General features: G+C 72.4%; 17 protein-coding genes. 7 read left to right on the top strand and 10 right to left on the bottom strand.

What is annotated here, in order from left to right:
• Positions 1-24: 24 nt before the first annotated feature.
• On the bottom strand, positions 25-393 hold the full coding sequence (locus tag ADL15_RS07060) for a hypothetical protein (RefSeq protein WP_067685911.1): 369 nt from the start codon (positions 391-393) through the stop codon (positions 25-27).
• A gap of 79 nt (positions 394-472) precedes the next feature.
• Between ADL15_RS07060 and ADL15_RS07055 the strand changes: the two genes are divergently transcribed.
• A complete protein-coding gene (locus ADL15_RS07055) occupies positions 473-1,369 on the top strand; it encodes a Gfo/Idh/MocA family protein (protein WP_157441202.1) in 897 nt (298 codons plus the stop codon).
• A gap of 48 nt (positions 1,370-1,417) precedes the next feature.
• On the opposite strand, the gene ADL15_RS07050 is transcribed toward ADL15_RS07055, so the two are convergent.
• The gene (locus tag ADL15_RS07050) at positions 1,418-1,600 is read right to left on the bottom strand and encodes a hypothetical protein (protein WP_067685907.1); all 183 of its coding nucleotides are present in this window, start codon (positions 1,598-1,600) and stop codon (positions 1,418-1,420) included.
• A 372-nt stretch (positions 1,601-1,972) separates the two neighbouring features.
• On the opposite strand from ADL15_RS07050, the gene ADL15_RS07045 reads away from it, so the two are divergent.
• Complete coding sequence (locus tag ADL15_RS07045) at positions 1,973-2,329, top strand: hypothetical protein (protein ID WP_067685905.1); 357 nt, start codon at positions 1,973-1,975, stop codon at positions 2,327-2,329.
• Between the two features lie 72 nt (positions 2,330-2,401).
• Here ADL15_RS07045 and ADL15_RS07040 read toward each other — a convergent pair whose 3' ends face one another.
• On the bottom strand, positions 2,402-3,376 hold the full coding sequence (locus tag ADL15_RS07040; protein ID WP_067685903.1) for a helix-turn-helix transcriptional regulator: 975 nt from the start codon (positions 3,374-3,376) through the stop codon (positions 2,402-2,404).
• Between the two features lie 288 nt (positions 3,377-3,664).
• On the opposite strand from ADL15_RS07040, the gene ADL15_RS07035 reads away from it, so the two are divergent.
• The gene (locus ADL15_RS07035; RefSeq protein ID WP_067685901.1) at positions 3,665-4,021 is read left to right on the top strand and encodes an STAS domain-containing protein; all 357 of its coding nucleotides are present in this window, start codon (positions 3,665-3,667) and stop codon (positions 4,019-4,021) included.
• A 51-nt stretch (positions 4,022-4,072) separates the two neighbouring features.
• Here the strand turns inward: ADL15_RS07035 and ADL15_RS07030 are convergent, their stop codons facing one another.
• Genes ADL15_RS07030 through ADL15_RS07020 form a run of 3 tightly spaced genes read right to left on the bottom strand, consistent with a single transcriptional unit; the run spans position 4,073 to position 7,148 of the window.
• Positions 4,073-5,644, bottom strand: coding sequence for an MDR family MFS transporter (locus tag ADL15_RS07030; protein ID WP_067685899.1), 1,572 nt, complete (start codon positions 5,642-5,644; stop codon positions 4,073-4,075).
• A gap of 7 nt (positions 5,645-5,651) precedes the next feature.
• Positions 5,652-6,296 carry a TetR/AcrR family transcriptional regulator gene (locus ADL15_RS07025; RefSeq protein WP_067685897.1) on the bottom strand — a complete coding sequence of 215 codons (645 nt, stop codon included), beginning with the start codon at positions 6,294-6,296 and terminating at the stop codon, positions 5,652-5,654.
• Between the two features lie 42 nt (positions 6,297-6,338).
• Complete coding sequence (locus ADL15_RS07020) at positions 6,339-7,148, bottom strand: alpha/beta hydrolase (protein WP_067685895.1); 810 nt, start codon at positions 7,146-7,148, stop codon at positions 6,339-6,341.
• A gap of 68 nt (positions 7,149-7,216) precedes the next feature.
• Here ADL15_RS07020 and ADL15_RS07015 point away from each other — a divergent pair, with 68 nt between their 5' ends.
• On the top strand, positions 7,217-7,543 hold the full coding sequence (locus ADL15_RS07015) for a winged helix-turn-helix transcriptional regulator (protein WP_067685893.1): 327 nt from the start codon (positions 7,217-7,219) through the stop codon (positions 7,541-7,543).
• 1 nt (position 7,544) lies between these two features.
• On the opposite strand, the gene ADL15_RS07010 is transcribed toward ADL15_RS07015, so the two are convergent.
• Together ADL15_RS07010 and ADL15_RS07005 are read right to left on the bottom strand one after the other, a co-directional pair.
• Positions 7,545-8,003, bottom strand: coding sequence for a hypothetical protein (locus ADL15_RS07010; protein WP_067685891.1), 459 nt, complete (start codon positions 8,001-8,003; stop codon positions 7,545-7,547).
• On the bottom strand, positions 8,000-9,643 hold the full coding sequence (locus tag ADL15_RS07005; protein WP_067685889.1) for a CocE/NonD family hydrolase: 1,644 nt from the start codon (positions 9,641-9,643) through the stop codon (positions 8,000-8,002). Before ADL15_RS07005 ends, ADL15_RS07010 begins: the two co-directional genes overlap by 4 nt.
• A gap of 125 nt (positions 9,644-9,768) precedes the next feature.
• Between ADL15_RS07005 and ADL15_RS07000 the strand changes: the two genes are divergently transcribed.
• Positions 9,769-11,295, top strand: a complete 1,527-nt coding sequence (locus ADL15_RS07000) for a serine/threonine-protein kinase (RefSeq protein ID WP_067685940.1) — start codon at positions 9,769-9,771, stop codon at positions 11,293-11,295.
• A gap of 279 nt (positions 11,296-11,574) precedes the next feature.
• Here ADL15_RS07000 and ADL15_RS06995 read toward each other — a convergent pair whose 3' ends face one another.
• Positions 11,575-12,528: an ArsR/SmtB family transcription factor gene (locus tag ADL15_RS06995; RefSeq protein ID WP_067685887.1), complete on the bottom strand. Its 954-nt coding sequence runs from the start codon at positions 12,526-12,528 to the stop codon at positions 11,575-11,577.
• 58 nt (positions 12,529-12,586) lie between these two features.
• Here ADL15_RS06995 and ADL15_RS06990 point away from each other — a divergent pair, with 58 nt between their 5' ends.
• Together ADL15_RS06990 and ADL15_RS06985 are read left to right on the top strand one after the other, a co-directional pair.
• Entirely contained in the window at positions 12,587-13,351 is a 765-nt protein-coding gene (locus tag ADL15_RS06990) for an isocitrate lyase/PEP mutase family protein (RefSeq protein ID WP_067685885.1), read from the top strand.
• Positions 13,352-13,373: 22 nt separating this feature from the next.
• The gene (locus tag ADL15_RS06985) at positions 13,374-13,577 is read left to right on the top strand and encodes a hypothetical protein (RefSeq protein ID WP_067685883.1); all 204 of its coding nucleotides are present in this window, start codon (positions 13,374-13,376) and stop codon (positions 13,575-13,577) included.
• 32 nt (positions 13,578-13,609) lie between these two features.
• On the opposite strand, the gene ADL15_RS06980 is transcribed toward ADL15_RS06985, so the two are convergent.
• The gene (locus ADL15_RS06980) at positions 13,610-13,885 is read right to left on the bottom strand and encodes a glycoside hydrolase family 18 protein (protein WP_067685881.1); all 276 of its coding nucleotides are present in this window, start codon (positions 13,883-13,885) and stop codon (positions 13,610-13,612) included.
• Between the last annotated feature and the right edge of the window lie 122 nt (positions 13,886-14,007).

Genomic DNA, 14,007 nt, shown 5'->3' with positions numbered 1-14,007 from the left:
GGGGGAGGGGTGCCGGGGGAGGGGTCAGACGACATGGGTCACCTCGGCGATCTGCTGCAGGCGCAGCACCAGAACGGGCAGAATGATCGCGCCGACTCCGAGGATCAGGGTGCCCCAGCGGGTCGGTTCGAGCTTGGCCAGCCAGAGCGCGGCCGGGCAGAAGGCGATCGTGGTGATCAGGTAGCCGCCGAACGTGGCGGTGTCCGCCGGGCGGGTGCCGTCGAAGAGGCCGATCACGGCGACCACCACGAGGACCGCGGCCAGGGCGCTGAGCGCGGCCATGGTCAGCAGGTCGAGGCGGCTGGGCGCGCGGTCGAGCGCGCTGCGCAGCAGATACCACGCCGCCAGGAGGAGAGCGACGACGATCGTCGCCGTCGAGAGGGGACCGTTCACCCGGCACAGGTTACTGAGGTGCCGCTGGGCTGGTAACTTCCGGCCCGGGAGATCCTTTAGCGGAGAGGTGGTCGAACCGGTGCGGTTCGGATTATTCGGTACGGGTCCGTGGGCACACATGGTGCACTCCGAGGCGCTGGCCCGGCATCCACGGGCCGAGCTGGCCGGTGTCTGGGGCCGGAACCCGGAGAAGGCCGCCGAGCTGGCGGAGAAGCACGGGACCCGCGCGTACGCGGACCCGGACGAGCTGATCGCGGCGGTGGACGCGGTCGCGATCGCGCTGCCGCCGGACGTGCAGGCCCCGATCGCCATCCGGGCGGCGCGCGCCGGCAAACATCTGTTGCTGGACAAGCCGGTCTCCCTGCGTACCGAAGAGGCTGTTGAATTGGCCTCGGCCGTCGCGGACCGGGAGGTGGCATCGGTCGTCTTCTTCACCCGGCGTTTCGTGCCGGAGTGGGCGGAGTTCCTGGACGAGGCGGTGGCGACCGGCGGCTGGACCGAGGCCCGGGTGGACCACCTCGGTTCGATCTTCACGCCGGACAACCCGTTCGGCGCCTCGGCCTGGCGCAAGGAGCGCGGCGGGCTCTGGGACGTCGGCCCGCACGCGCTGTCGCTGGTGCTGCCGGTGCTCGGCCCGGTGACCGAGGTGACCGGGCTGGCCGGCAACCGCGACCTGACCGCGCTGGTGCTGCGGCACGAGGGCGGCGCGATCAGCCGGCTCACCCTTTCGGTGGACGCGCCGGAGGCGGCGGGCCGGGCGGTGACCGAGTTCTTCGGCGAGGCCGGGATCCGTGCCCTGCCGGCCGTCGACTTCGACGCGGTCACGCTCTACGGCCTGGCGCTGGACCAGTTGCTGACCGCCGCCGACGGTGGTGCGGCGTCGGCGCTCGACGTGGATTTCGGCGTCACGGTGACCCGGATCCTGGAAGCTGCCGAGGAGTCGATCCGGGACGGCCGGACGGTCCGGATCAGCTGATCACTTTCGGTCCCGTGGGCGGCGTCGCGGCCCACGGGACCTGCCCGGTCACGGTACGGTGCGCTCGATCGCGGCGGCGCCGTCGCGCTCCAGTTCGGCCCGGGCGCGGGCGACGTTCTCCGGTGTCGGGTACTTCCCCTGAGCCACCGCCAGGTCCTCGGGATCCCAGGGTTGCTCGGCGCCGGTACGCCAGATCGGCGAGTCCTCCGGCGGTTTCTGGATCGTGCTCACGGCGGCCTCCTTCAGGTGATGTCCGGGCGGTTTTGGTGCCCGGTTTCCCATTCTGTACGCCGGGTAGCGGCAAGGTGGTCCGAACTGAGCGCTAACTGGACAGAACCTGCGCGTTACGGATGGACGCATAGTAGCGAGACGAATACATTTTCGCCTGTCATGCGTGCCCGGGACGACATGTCCCGTCAACGGCCCCGCGGGCCTGCGGGTCGCCGCCGGCGCGCGTGAGGTGAGGGGACGGATCTGCATGACGCACCACCGCACCGCAGCGAGACGAGTGCCGGACCATCGGACGATCGAGCGGCACGGCGCCGCGCCCGCCGGGGATGCCGCGGGCGACGGCCGGAGGGGCGTGCCGAGAGTGGGCCGGGTATGACCGGCCTCTGGGACGCCGAACGCGACGCCGGCGAGGTGGTGCGGGCCCTGGCGGGGCTGGCGGCGCTGCTGAACCAGGACCCCGCGGACCCCGGCCCGGACGAGGAAACCCTGCGGATCATGCGGCAGCTCGCCGTGAACGGCGCGGCGTCCGCGTCCCGGGTCCAGGGCTATCTGCACGAGCAGCGGGGCGCCGGCGACGGCGACGCGGCCGCGGTGCCACCGGCGCTGGGCGAGTGGCGCGACTGGGTGCCCCCGCGGGGTCATCTGTTCGGCGCGCGCCGGGGACACGCCCCCGCCGCCCGCCGGGTCAGCGATGTGCCGCAGCCACGCCGGTGTGATCCCGGGGAGTGACGGTCGCCCGGGGAGTGACGCTCACGCCGCGAGGTGCCGTAGCAGCGCCGGTGTGATCCCGGGCAGTGACGCTCACGCCGTCCGGCGCAACGTGTCGGACGGCGACACCCCGAAGCGCGTCCGGTAAGCCGAGGCGAAGCGGCCCAGGTGGGCGAAGCCCCAGCGATGGGCCACCGCCGCGACGGTGACCATCGCCGGGTCGGCCCGGCGCAGCGTCTCGTGTGCCCGGGTGAGCCGGGTCTGGTGCAGGTACGCCATCGGCGTGCAGCCGAGGTGCCGGCGGAAGCCCTCCTGCAGCGAGCGCACGCTCATCCGCGCGATCCGGGCCAGGTCGGCGACCGTGAACGCCTGGTCCGGCTCCGCGTCGATGGCGTCCAGGGCCCGGCGGATCGCCCGGGGCGGCCCGGCGGTGGCCGGCGCGACCAGCTCGGCGTGGTACCGGTGCGGGACGCTGAGCAGCAGCCCGCTCAGCACGCTGCTGCACAGGTGCTCGGCGACCAGCGGCCGGAAGATCAGGCTGGCCTCGTGGTCCAGCTCGTCGTGCATCAGCCGGATCAGCCGGCTCCAGCTGTGCGCCGGGCCGCCGGTCAGATCAAAAGCGGCCGGGAGGTCGATCGGTCCCTCGACCGGGTGACCCAGCAGGGCGGCCAGTTCACTCTCCAGGGCGCAGCGGTCGATGCGGACGTCGAGCTCGGCGGACGGCGCCTGCGGTCGGAGGTAGACCGGATCGCCGGGGCGGAAGGTGACCGCGGTGGACGGTCCGGCGGTGACCTCGTGGCCGTTGCGCCGGGCCATCACGCGCCCCGCGGTCGGCAAGGTCACGTGATAGGCGTCCCCTTCGGCCGCGACGAGCGTCGCCCGGCCGGTGAAGCGGAAATGGCCGACGGTAAGGGGTCCGAGTTGGATCACATTGATCTGGATCACGCTCTCGGCGCTCTCCGGTTCGCCCAGCGTCACCGGATGATAGAAACGATTCAGCACGTCACGAGCCGCCTGGCCGCCGGTGCTGTCAGAGTGGACAGTCCCCGGGGCCACCGGGTCACGCATGCATTCCGTTGCTCCATCGCATACGGTGAGTATTCGGCCAGGGTCAGTGGACAGTCAACGTGGTCGTCACACAGTGACCGTTCCAGCACATTCCGGCCATATGAACTACTCTGGCGTTCCGCGCCTACGTGGCGTAACTTGCAGACCAGCGGATTGTTGTAGGAACGCGGGTTCCTGTGGCGTCTCCCAGCGAACGCCGCGTGACGTACGACCTTTGTCTCCGGGTCGGCGTGTCATGTCCCGCGGCAAGTCGGCGTCGGACCCTCCGAGGCCAGGAAGAGGGCAGCTGTGTATCTGCCGATCACGACCCGCCAGCTGGCCGACGGCACCGTCGAGATCGCCCCGAGTGGCGAGATCGACCTGGACAACGCCCACGTCATGCGGGACGCCGTCAACGACGTGCTGACCACCATGACGGCCAGCAAGATCTGTCTGGACCTGCAGCGCGTGATGCTGATCGACAGCATCGGGATCGGCATCCTGGTGGCCTGTTTCCACACCGCCGCCGCCAGCGGCATCAAGCTGGTGGTCAGCCACCCCAGTGCCACGGTGTACCGGCAACTCTGGGTCTCCGGGCTGGTCGGGCTGCTGGGCTGCGCCGAGCCGCCGTCACCGCGCACCTCGGTGGGCCTGCGCCCGTCCTGATCCAGCCACGTTTTTTCGGCCGGGGCGCGGACGCGCCCCGGCCGTTTACGTTCAGTGCAGTGATGCCGCGGCCTGCTCCTGGGCCGCCCGCTCGTCACCGGAGAGCGTGGACAGCGGCTTCTCCTTCACGAAGGCCACCGCGACGATCGCCAGGAACGCGATCGGCGCGCCGATCAGGAACAGGTGCGCGGTCGCCGTTCCGTAGATCTCCCGGACCACGGTCAGCACCTCGGGCGGCAGCGTGGTCAGGTCGGGCACCTTGGCGGTCCCACCGGTGGCGGCCGTGCCGAACTTCTCGCTGAACAGCGAGGTGACCTTGCCGGCCAGCACCGCGCCCAGCGCGCTGACCCCGATCGAGCCGCCCATGCTGCGGAAGAACGTCAGCGCCGAGGTGGTGGCGCCGAGCTCGCTGGCCGGAACGTCGTTCTGCGCGGCCAGCACCAGGTTCTGCATCAGCATGCCGACGCCGACGCCGAGCACCGCCATGTAGACCGAGATCAGCGGCACCGAGGTGGTGGCGCCGATCGTGCTCAGCAGCAGCATCCCGCCGGTCATCACGACCGCGCCGGCCACCAGGTACCTCTTCCACCTGCCGTACTTGGTGATCAGCTGACCGGCGATCGTGGACGAGACCAGCAGGCCGAAGATCATCGGCAGGCTCATCAGGCCGGCCACCGTCGGCGACTTGCCCAGCGAGAACTGGAAGTACTGCGACAGGAACACCGTGCCGCCGAACAACGCGACGCCGACCAGCACGCTCGCGACGATGGTGAGGCTGACCGTCCGGTGCCGGAAGATGCCGAGCGGGATGATCGGCTCGGCCGCGCGGGACTCCACCCACACCGCCAGGGCCAGCAGCAGCACCCCGCCGGCCACGAACGCGACGGTCTGCACCGACGCCCAGGCGAAGTGCTGACCGGCCAGCGTGGACCAGATCAGCAGCGTGCTCACCCCGGCCGTGATCAGCAGCGCGCCCAGCCAGTCGATGGTCACGGCGCGCCGGGTCACCGGCAGGTGCAGGGTCTTCTGCAGCATCGCGATCGCGGCGACCGAGAACGGCACCCCGATCAGGAAGCACCAGCGCCAGCCCAGCCAGGACGTGTCCACCAGGACGCCGCCGATCAGCGGGCCGGCGATGGTGGCGACGCCGAAGACCGCGCCGAACAGCCCGGAGTACCGGCCCAGTTCGCGCGGCGGGATCATCGCGGCCATCACGATCATCGCGAGGGCCGACATGCCGCCCGCGCCGACGCCCTGGGCGATCCGGCTGAGCAGCAAAATCTCGACGTTCGGGGCCAGGCCGGCGATCAGCGAGCCGAGCACGAACAGGCCGAGCGAGAGCTGGATCAGCAGCTTCTTGCTGTAGAGGTCGGCCATCTTGCCCCAGAGCGGGACGGTGGCGGTCATCGCGAGCAGCTCGGTGGTGACGATCCAGGTGTAGACGGACTGGCTGCCGCCCAGCTCGGCGATGATCGTCGGCAGGGCGTTGGCGACCACCGTGGACGCCAGGATGCTGACGAACATGCCCAGCATCAGGCCGGACAGCGCCTGGACGACCTCGCGATGGGTCATCCGGCCGTCGGTGGGTTCGATGGTTTCGTCGGCGGTGGGTTGGGCGGTCATCGCTTCCTCAGGGGGTGGGGGTGGGATCTTTCAGGCCGGCGGCGACCAGGCCGAAGGCCTCATGCAGGTGGTCGGCGAGAGACGTCGCCGGATCGGTCGCGGTTGTCCTCGCGCCTGCGGCGGTCTTGGGTACGCCGGGCAGCTCGGTTCCGGCGGCCCACCGCATCAGCGCGACCCGCAGCGCGGCGCCGGTGACCGCGGCCAGCACCGGCGGGAACGCGTGCTCCGGCGGCAGCCCGAGCCGTCCCGCGATCGCGGCGGCCATCTCCTGCTCGGCGGTCGCGGCGATGGCGGCCAGCCGGGGGAGCAGCTGCGGATTGTTGGTGATCACCCGGAACCGGAGCAGCCACAGTTCCCGGTCGTCCTGGATCTGCCGGATCGCCGGGGCGAGCGCCGCCTCGACAGCGCTCAGGGCCGGGCCGGGCGGGGCGGCGAGCATCAGCTCCCGCGGGTCGGCGCAGCCCTCCAAGGGGTCCCCGACCAGGGCGTCGTCCTTGGTGGCGAAGTAGTTGAAGAACGTGCGCGGGGAGACGCCCGCGGCCTCGCTGATCTCGTCGACCGTGACACGGTCAGCGCCGCGCTCGTCGGCGAGCCGGAGCGCGGCGCTGATCAGGGCGAGGCGGGTCTGCCGCCGCTTGTGGTCCCGGTTCACGCCGGGGAGGTTACGCGAAACTTTGCAGAGACTGCAAAGTTTTTACAGATGGCGTTCCAGGAAGTCCACCGTGGCCGAAACCGCCCGGCCGACGTACGGGTCCACGTCGTACAGATCCACGTGGCGGGTGCAGTCCAGCCACAGCGTCTCGTCGGCGTGCATCGCCTCGGCCAGCTCCGGCGAGCAGTAGTCGTCCACCGTGCCGTGCACGATCAGGCTCGGTGGCAGCAGTGGGCGTACGCCCAGCACGTCGAGCGTCATGAGGCTGTGCAGCGAGCCCCGGGTGACCCGGTTCGGCCAGCCGGGCGAGCCGATCCACTTGCCGTAGTACGACAACGGCTCCTCACCCGGCATCGCCGCCTCGCCGTCCGGTGCGACCGCGGGGATCTCCTCGTCGTACCGGGCCAGCATGCCGGCCAGCGCGTCCCGGTAGGCTGGCAGGCCCATCCGCTCGGCGAACCACGCGGGGCTGTTGTACGCGCCGGCGATCCCGGCCACCGCGCGGACCCGGGGGTCGGTGGCGGCGGCGCGCATCGCGTAACCGGCGCCGAGGCAGATGCCGACGACTGCCCGGTCGTACCCGTCGAGCAGGCCGACGGCGGCCCGCAGGTCGGCCAGTTTGCCCTGGCTGTCCTCGTGTCCGGGCCGGCCCTCGCTGGCGCCGTGGCCGCGGTGGTCGAAGGCCAGGGTGGTGATGCCGGCCGCGGTGAGGCGCTCCGCGTACTCGGCCACCACCTGCTCCTTGACCCCGGTGAAGGGGCCGGTCAGCACGGCGGCACGACGGCCGGGGGCGGTACGCAGCACCCCGGCGAGTTGCAGTCCCTCGCTGAAGAACGTCACTGTCTCGGTCACGGTCCGACGCTAGGCTGCCGGGGCGGCGCCGAGAAGAAGGCACTTTCGGGTACCCATGGGGGTGGAGCGTGGATCTGGTCGTACCGGACGTGCTGGAGGAGGGCTGTGTCACGCGGCAGGCCCTGGAACGGCTCGCGGTGAAGTGGCGGGTGCTGCTGATCTACGCGCTGGCCGACGGGGCGCATCGGCCGGCCCGGCTGCGCCGGCGGATCCCCGGGATCACCCCGAAGATGCTCACCGAGACGCTGCGCGGGATGGAGGCGGACGGCCTGGTACTGCGCCGGGTCCACAAGCCCGACCCGCCGCAGCACGTCGAATACGAGCTGACCGCGCTCGGCCGCACCCTGCGCGAGCCGCTCGCCGCGATCTGCGACTGGGCCCGCGAGCACGGCTAGCTCAGTCGTTCAGCTGGGTGTGCTGGATCTCCGTGAGCGCGCCGGTGAGCCACGGGCTCAATGCACGCCCGGCCAGCAGGTCGGTGATCAGCAGCGCGGCGTTGCGCGCCAGCGCCTCCGGTTTCGGCGCCTCGTCGCCGTCCTCGTCCAGCACGCCGAGCGCTCCGGCCAGCAGCCACAGCACGACCTGCGGGTTCGCTTCCGGGTGGGTGCGCACACAGGATCCGAGAGTTTCCCGTACGTCGTCAGCCGTCAACCCGTCCGGGTTGCCGTCCTCCAGCAGCAGCCGGAGCGTGGTGCCGAGGATCAGGCCGGTGTGCGTCGCCTCCAACGCGGCCAGGCCGGCGACGGCCTCCTCGAAGTCGTCCCGGGAACCGCTCCGGACCGCGGTGACGGCCGCCGTGGTGGCCGCCGCGACCGGGCGGGCCGGTGGGGGCAGATGCCGCCAGCTCTCAGTCATCCCGGGACCCTATCCGGTGGTGCCGTCGCCACCGGCACGGTGAGCCGGGACGCCGCGACCGTCACGGTGTGACCGGTGGCGGCCAGCCCCGCGCCGCCGGTGCCCGGATTGCGGGCGAACCGCGGGAACGCGCCGCCGGAGATCTGCAGGCGCAGCCGGTGCCCGGCGAGCAGCCGGTGGAAGCACGGATCCAGGGTGAGCGTCAGCCGCTGTTCCTGGCCGGCCGGCACGTCCGGGTCGAGGCGCAGGTGCCGGTCGGTGACGTTGTGCGAGTGGCCGCGCGGGTCGACGTCGCAGAGCCGGGCGAAGACGTCGGCGTACGGGTTGTCCACCGACACGGTCAGCTCCAGCACCGGCGCGCCGATCACGTCGACCGCGGTGGGCAGCGGATCGGTGCTGAAGACCAGCACGTCCGTCCGCGCCTCCAGGGCCCGGTTGTCCTTCACGCCCATCGAACCGGTCAGGGTGCGGCCACCCACCGACGGGGTCGGGTCGGCCGGGTCGTAGCGGAACTCGGCGACACCCTCCGGACCGTCCGGCGCCGTGGTGGTCAGCCGGCGCCCGGCCCGCAGGTGGAAGACGACCGGGTCGGACGGCGGCGGCCACGCGGGCAGGTCGTGCCAGGCGCGCTCGCCGGTCCGGTGCACTCGTACGGGTGACTTGCGGGCCGCGGCCCCGCCGGCCAGGTGCTGATCGAGCCAGGCCGCGCTCTCCCGGGCGACCAGACCGGCCGCGTGCAGTCCCACCTGCAGATGTGTCCACGGGCCGACGGTCAGGGCGACGTCGACGCCGCGGGCGTGCAGGGTTTTGTACTGTTCCAGGGTCTGGTCCAGGAACAGGTCCTGCCAGCCGCCGATCAGCAGCACCGGAGCGGTCACCTCGGTCAGCGCGGCACCGGCCCGGTACGGCTCCCACCACGGGTCGTCGCCGTCCGGGTGGCCGACCCAGTCGGCGTACCACGGGGCGCGCCCGCGCAGCACCGGCTCGGCCGCCGAGGCCAGCGGCAACCCGCCCAGCGCGGGCCTCAACCGGCGCCCGGCGGTGGCCATGCTCAGCACCCGGCGCAGCCCGCCGTCCTCCTGATGGACGATCTGATCACTCCAGCCGAGGAAGTCACCGAGGGTGAACGAGCCGGTTCCGTAGACCGCCTCGCGGAAGTCGTGCGGGCCGACGTAGACCACCGCGGCACGCAACTCCGGCGGCGGGTCCTGCAGCAGCGCCCACTGGGTCCAGCCCAGGTAGGAGGCCCCGAGAGTGGCCAGCCGGCCGTCGAACCAGGGCTGGTCGCGCAGCCAGGCGACGGTGTCCTGACCGTCCTCGGCCTCCTGCGCCATCGGCCGGAAAGTGCCCTCGGACCCGAACGTGCCGCGCACGCTCTGCAACAGCACGTGGTAGCCGCGGGCCGCGAGCAGCCGGCCGTTCAGCGCCGAGGTGGGCAGACCGCGACCGTACGGGGTGCGGATCAGCACGGTGCCCCGCGGCTCGTCGGCGACCGGGCCGAAGTGGTCGCCGAGCAGTCGCACACCGTCCCGCATCGGGGTCCGGACCTGCTCCACCGTGTACTCGTGCAGGGCCGGCGACTGGCCGAGGAGCCGGCTCAGCATCGCGTCGCCCAGCCGCTGCCGTTTCGAGATCGCCATACCGGCCCCCTTTGTCGCATGCGGGAGAACCGACGATATCGGTGGCCCGGCGAAGGTGAAAGATGAATGGCATTCGCGGGATTGCCGATGTGCGAATCGGCCGGTATTTCGGCAAACTGCGTCGCGTGGACGAGGGAGACAAACTCGGGGGCCGGTACCGCCTGCTGAACGAACTCGGCCGGGGCGGGATGGCCGTGGTCTGGCGCGCCACCGATGAGGTGCTGAACCGTACGGTGGCGGTGAAGGTACTGGCCGGGAGCTACGCCGGCGACGAGCGTTTCCGGTCGCGGATCCTGCACGAGGCGCGAGCCGCCGCGACGTTGTCGCACCCGAACATCGCGCAGATCTACGACTTCGGCGAATCGGTCGAGGGTGAATCCACTCCGGTGCCGTACGTCGTCATGGAATTGATCAACGGGCCGACGCTGCAACAGCTGCAATCGCATGCGCCGCTCCCGCCCCGCCGGGTATTCCGGATCTGCGGCGAGGTGGCCGCGGCCCTCGCCGCCGCGCACGAGGACGGCCTGGTCCACCGGGACATCAAACTGGCGAACGTGATGGTGCCGCCGTCCGGCGCGAAGGTGGTGGACTTCGGCATCGCCGCCGCGGCCGGACCGGCCGAACCGGAGGAGGGCCTGCTCGGCACGCCCGCCTACCTGGCGCCCGAACGCCTCACCGGCGGCGCGATCGAGCCGGCCTCCGACGTGTACGCGCTCGGCGTGCTGCTCTACCGCCTGCTCGCCGACGACTCGCCGTGGACGGTGGAGACCACCACGCAGATGCTCAGCGCGCACATCTACATCGAGCCGACACCGATGCCCCGGCTGCCCGGGGTGCCGGCCGCGGTCGCCGACCTGGTCGACCGCTGCCTGGCCAAGGAGTGCGCGGACCGGCCGGACGCGGCCGAGGTGTCCGCGGTGCTCGGCGACGCCGCGGAGGCCGCCTCGATCCGCCCCGCGGCGCCGGAGACCGATCCGGAACTCACCACCGCGCTGTCGCCGGCCCGGTTCGACGAACAGACCGAGGCGATCGTCCCCGGGATGCGGCCCGCGGTGCCGTCGGCCGACGGGATGCCGGACAGCCGGCGCAAACTCCTGCTGGTCGGCGCGGCCCTGGCCGCGCTGGCGGTGGTGGTGGCCACGCTCTGGGCGACCCGCTCGCACGAGCCGGTGGCCGCGCCGGTCGACGACGTCGCGCCGGCCGCCAGCGGCGACATCGTGGAGGTGGCGCCCGGGGTGACCCGGTCGGCCGGCGCCTCACCGACCCCGGCGGCCTCCCGGAACTCACGGCATCCGGCCGCGCTGAACAGCGGCGTGCCGATCAGCGTCACCGCCTCCGCGGCGATCTCCCCGGCCGCGCCCTCGTCGGCGGCGGCCTCGGCGAACCCGAGTGCCAGCGCGCCGCCGAGCTCGTCCGCGCCGGCCGACCCGGGCACCCTGCTGGAGTCGAAGGGCGGCGCGGTCTACGCGGTCTGCGAGTCCGGCAACGTCAAGCTGATCGACTGGGAGCCGGCCGAGGGTTACGAGGTGGAACGCGCCGACCCCGGCCCGGGGCTGACCGCCTCGGTGGTCTTCGCCGCCGACCTCAGCCGCTACCGCATGTCCGTGACCTGCTTCTCGGGCAAACCCAGCGCGGTAGTCCTCCCCCTCTGACCCCAGCTGGTCCTCAGGGGTGCCTCCGCCCCTCCGAGACACCCCCGAGAACCAGCCGGCCAACCTGTCGCCCGCCGGCTTGCTGTTGTCGGCTGGGCCTCAGGGGTGCCTCCGGCACCCCGAGGCACCCCTGCAAGCCAGCCGGCCAACCTGTCGCTGGTCGGCTTGCTGTTGTCGGCTGGGCGTCAGGGGTGCCTCCGCGCTGCGGAGGCACCCCTGACAGCCAGCCGGGACCCGGGGCGCGCTGCGGTCCGGGGTGGGCAAGTGCCTCGCGGGGCCTCACCCGGGGGGTGCGTTGCCCGCCGCGGCCAGCAGCGTCTCCGCGGCGGGGGTGCGGGAGTTGAGCAGGTGGCGGCGGTCGCGGTGGGTGGCGATCAGGCCGGCCGCGCGGAGGATCCGCAGGTGCTGGGAGATGCCACCGGCGGTGATGCCGGTGCGGCGGGCCAGCTCGGTGGTGGAGAGCGGGCCGGACAGGGCGGTCAGGATGCGGGCGCGGCCGGTGCCGAGCAGGGCGCTCAGCGCGTCCGGCGGGCGGGACGGTTCTTCCCACAGGGTGGCCACGCCGGCGGCCGGGTAGGCGAGTTGCGGTGTGCCCCAGGACGACACGGTGAGCACCGACGGCCAGGCGAAGACCAACGGGATCAGCACCAGGTCGCCGGCGTCCGGCACGTCCGGGGCGGTGCAGTGGCGCTGGTCGACGAGCAGCGTGCCGTCCCGCCAGTGGACCCGGTCGTGCAGGTCGGCGAGGACGGCGGGAGCGCCGTCGGTGGCCAGCCGGTGGGCGCGGCGGCGGACGTCCGCGTCGAGCAGGGCGTGGATCCGCGGCCAGTCCGGTGCGATCGCGGACTGCCAGTAGGCGGCGATCTCGTCGGCGAGCCGGGCCAGGCCGTCGCGCGGATCGGCGTGCAGCCGCCGCACCTCGGGGCCGGGTGAACCGGGCATCAGGTCGAGGTGCGCGCGGACCACGTCGTCGCCGGTGGCGCGCAGGACCGCCAACTCGGCGTCGAGGCCGGGGTCCGGGCCGGTCGGCGGCGGCGTGAGGAAATCCGGGGCATAACCCCCGGTCGGCGGGATCAGGGCGGCGAGCAGGCCTTGCGGTCCGGGGCGGGTCCGGGCCGCCCATTTCTGATGTACGGACGGAACGCCCCGATCGTGCAGCACACGCAGGCTGGCCAGCACCTCCCACAGGCCGGACACGGCGAACCTGATGCGGGAGGTGGCGATCGCGACCATGGTTTTAGTGTCCGCTAAATAGCTGCGTCCGCGCGGCCCGCCCGGGAAGACTTCCGGTGTGACTGACTTCCGTTCTCTGCATCAGCCCGGTTCCCCGCTCGTCCTGGTCAACGCGTGGGACGCGGCCAGCGCCCGGATCGTCGAGGCGGCCGGCGCCGCTGCCATCGCCACCACCAGCGCCGGGGTGGCCTGGAGCCTGGGTGCGCCGGACGGTGACGCGCTCGGTCGTGACCTGGCCGCCGAGCTGGCCCGCCGGGTGGTCGCGGCGGTCTCCGTGCCGGTCACCGTCGACGTCGAGTCCGGTTACGGCGACCCGGCCGGCACCCTGAAGGCGATGGCCGCGGCAGGTGTCGCCGGTGTCAACGTCGAGGACGGTTCCCGGTCCGCGGCCGAGCAGGTCGCCCGGCTGACCGCGGCGCACCAGGCGGCGCCGGAGGTCTTCCTGAACGCCCGGATCGACACGCTGCTGTTCGGGCTCGGTGACGTGGCCGAGGCGATCAGCCGGGCCCGGGCCTATCTCGACGCCGGCGCGGACGGGATCTTCGTGCTCGGGGTGACCGACCCTGCGGTGATCACCGAGCTGGTCGCGGCGATCCCGGGGCCGCTCAACGTGATGACCGGGCCGGGCGCGCCGTCGATCGGCGAGCTGGCGAAGCTCGGCGTGGCCCGGATCAGCCTGGGGTCGTCGGTGGCGCAGGCGGCGTACGGGCTCGTCGACCGGGCGGCCCGGGAGATCTTCGGCGCGGGCACCTACCAGGAGCTGGCCGGCGCCGCCGAGTACGGCCGGATGAACACCCTCAGCCTGCACAAAGACCAGTCGTAGGGTCGGCTCCCAGAATCAGCAGATGATCTTCGTTGACACGACCGGGAGGCGCCGGCGACTGCTCGGCGTCGCCGGTTTCCTGGTGACCCTGTTCGCGGCGCTCTACATGGGCGTGGTGGGTGCCGGCGTGGTGCGGGCCTCCGACGCGTCCCTCGCCGTCCGGGCGACGGTGTCCGCCGCACCCACCCCGTCGGCGTCGGTGAGCGCCTCCGCCGCGGCCGGCTAGCCGGCGAAGTCGTGGAACTGGCCGGTGAACTGCTACCTCGTCTGGGTGATCCCGCTGCAGGCGGCGTCCACCGAGCCGTCGCCGCAGTCGCCGTTGTCCCGGTTCACTGACCAGAACCGGACGAAGCCCAGCCCCTTCTGCCCGGCCCAGCCGAGCAGGTACGCCGCGTCCGCGGTCGTGGTGGTGCCGCCGGTGTCGTTCACACCGATCATCGGGGTGACGCCGAGCATGGCGTAGCGGTCGTCGTCGTCCCGGTCCGGCCACACGGTGGCCAGGTCGGCGTGGACCGCCTCGGCGGCCAGGGTCATGGCCCGGCCCCATCCGCCGCCGGCCGCGCTGAAGTGACCGTGGTGTCGTCGAGCGCGGTCCTGCCGTCCCAGGGGGGAGCACCTCAGCACTATCCCACCGACAAAAGCCGCATGAAGCCGCA

This window comes from Actinoplanes awajinensis subsp. mycoplanecinus (genome assembly GCF_001509495.1).
GTDB lineage: Bacteria > Actinomycetota > Actinomycetes > Mycobacteriales > Micromonosporaceae > Actinoplanes > Actinoplanes palleronii.
This window is presented reverse-complemented; position numbering and strand designations above follow the sequence as displayed.

Excerpts from the sequence above, each read along its gene's own strand:
- ADL15_RS06995 (WP_067685887.1), bottom strand. The coding sequence starts at position 12,528 with ATGGTCGCGATCGCCACCTCCCGCATCAGGTTCGCCGTGTCCGGCCTG.
- ADL15_RS06980 (WP_067685881.1), bottom strand. The coding sequence starts at position 13,885 with ATGACCCTGGCCGCCGAGGCGGTCCACGCCGACCTGGCCACCGTGTGG.
- ADL15_RS06985 (WP_067685883.1), top strand. The coding sequence starts at position 13,374 with ATGATCTTCGTTGACACGACCGGGAGGCGCCGGCGACTGCTCGGCGTC.
- ADL15_RS07005 (WP_067685889.1), bottom strand. The coding sequence starts at position 9,643 with ATGGCGATCTCGAAACGGCAGCGGCTGGGCGACGCGATGCTGAGCCGG.
- ADL15_RS07045 (WP_067685905.1), top strand. The coding sequence starts at position 1,973 with ATGACCGGCCTCTGGGACGCCGAACGCGACGCCGGCGAGGTGGTGCGG.
- ADL15_RS07040 (WP_067685903.1), bottom strand. The coding sequence starts at position 3,376 with ATGCGTGACCCGGTGGCCCCGGGGACTGTCCACTCTGACAGCACCGGC.
- ADL15_RS07010 (WP_067685891.1), bottom strand. The coding sequence starts at position 8,003 with ATGACTGAGAGCTGGCGGCATCTGCCCCCACCGGCCCGCCCGGTCGCG.
- ADL15_RS07030 (WP_067685899.1), bottom strand. The coding sequence starts at position 5,644 with ATGACCGCCCAACCCACCGCCGACGAAACCATCGAACCCACCGACGGC.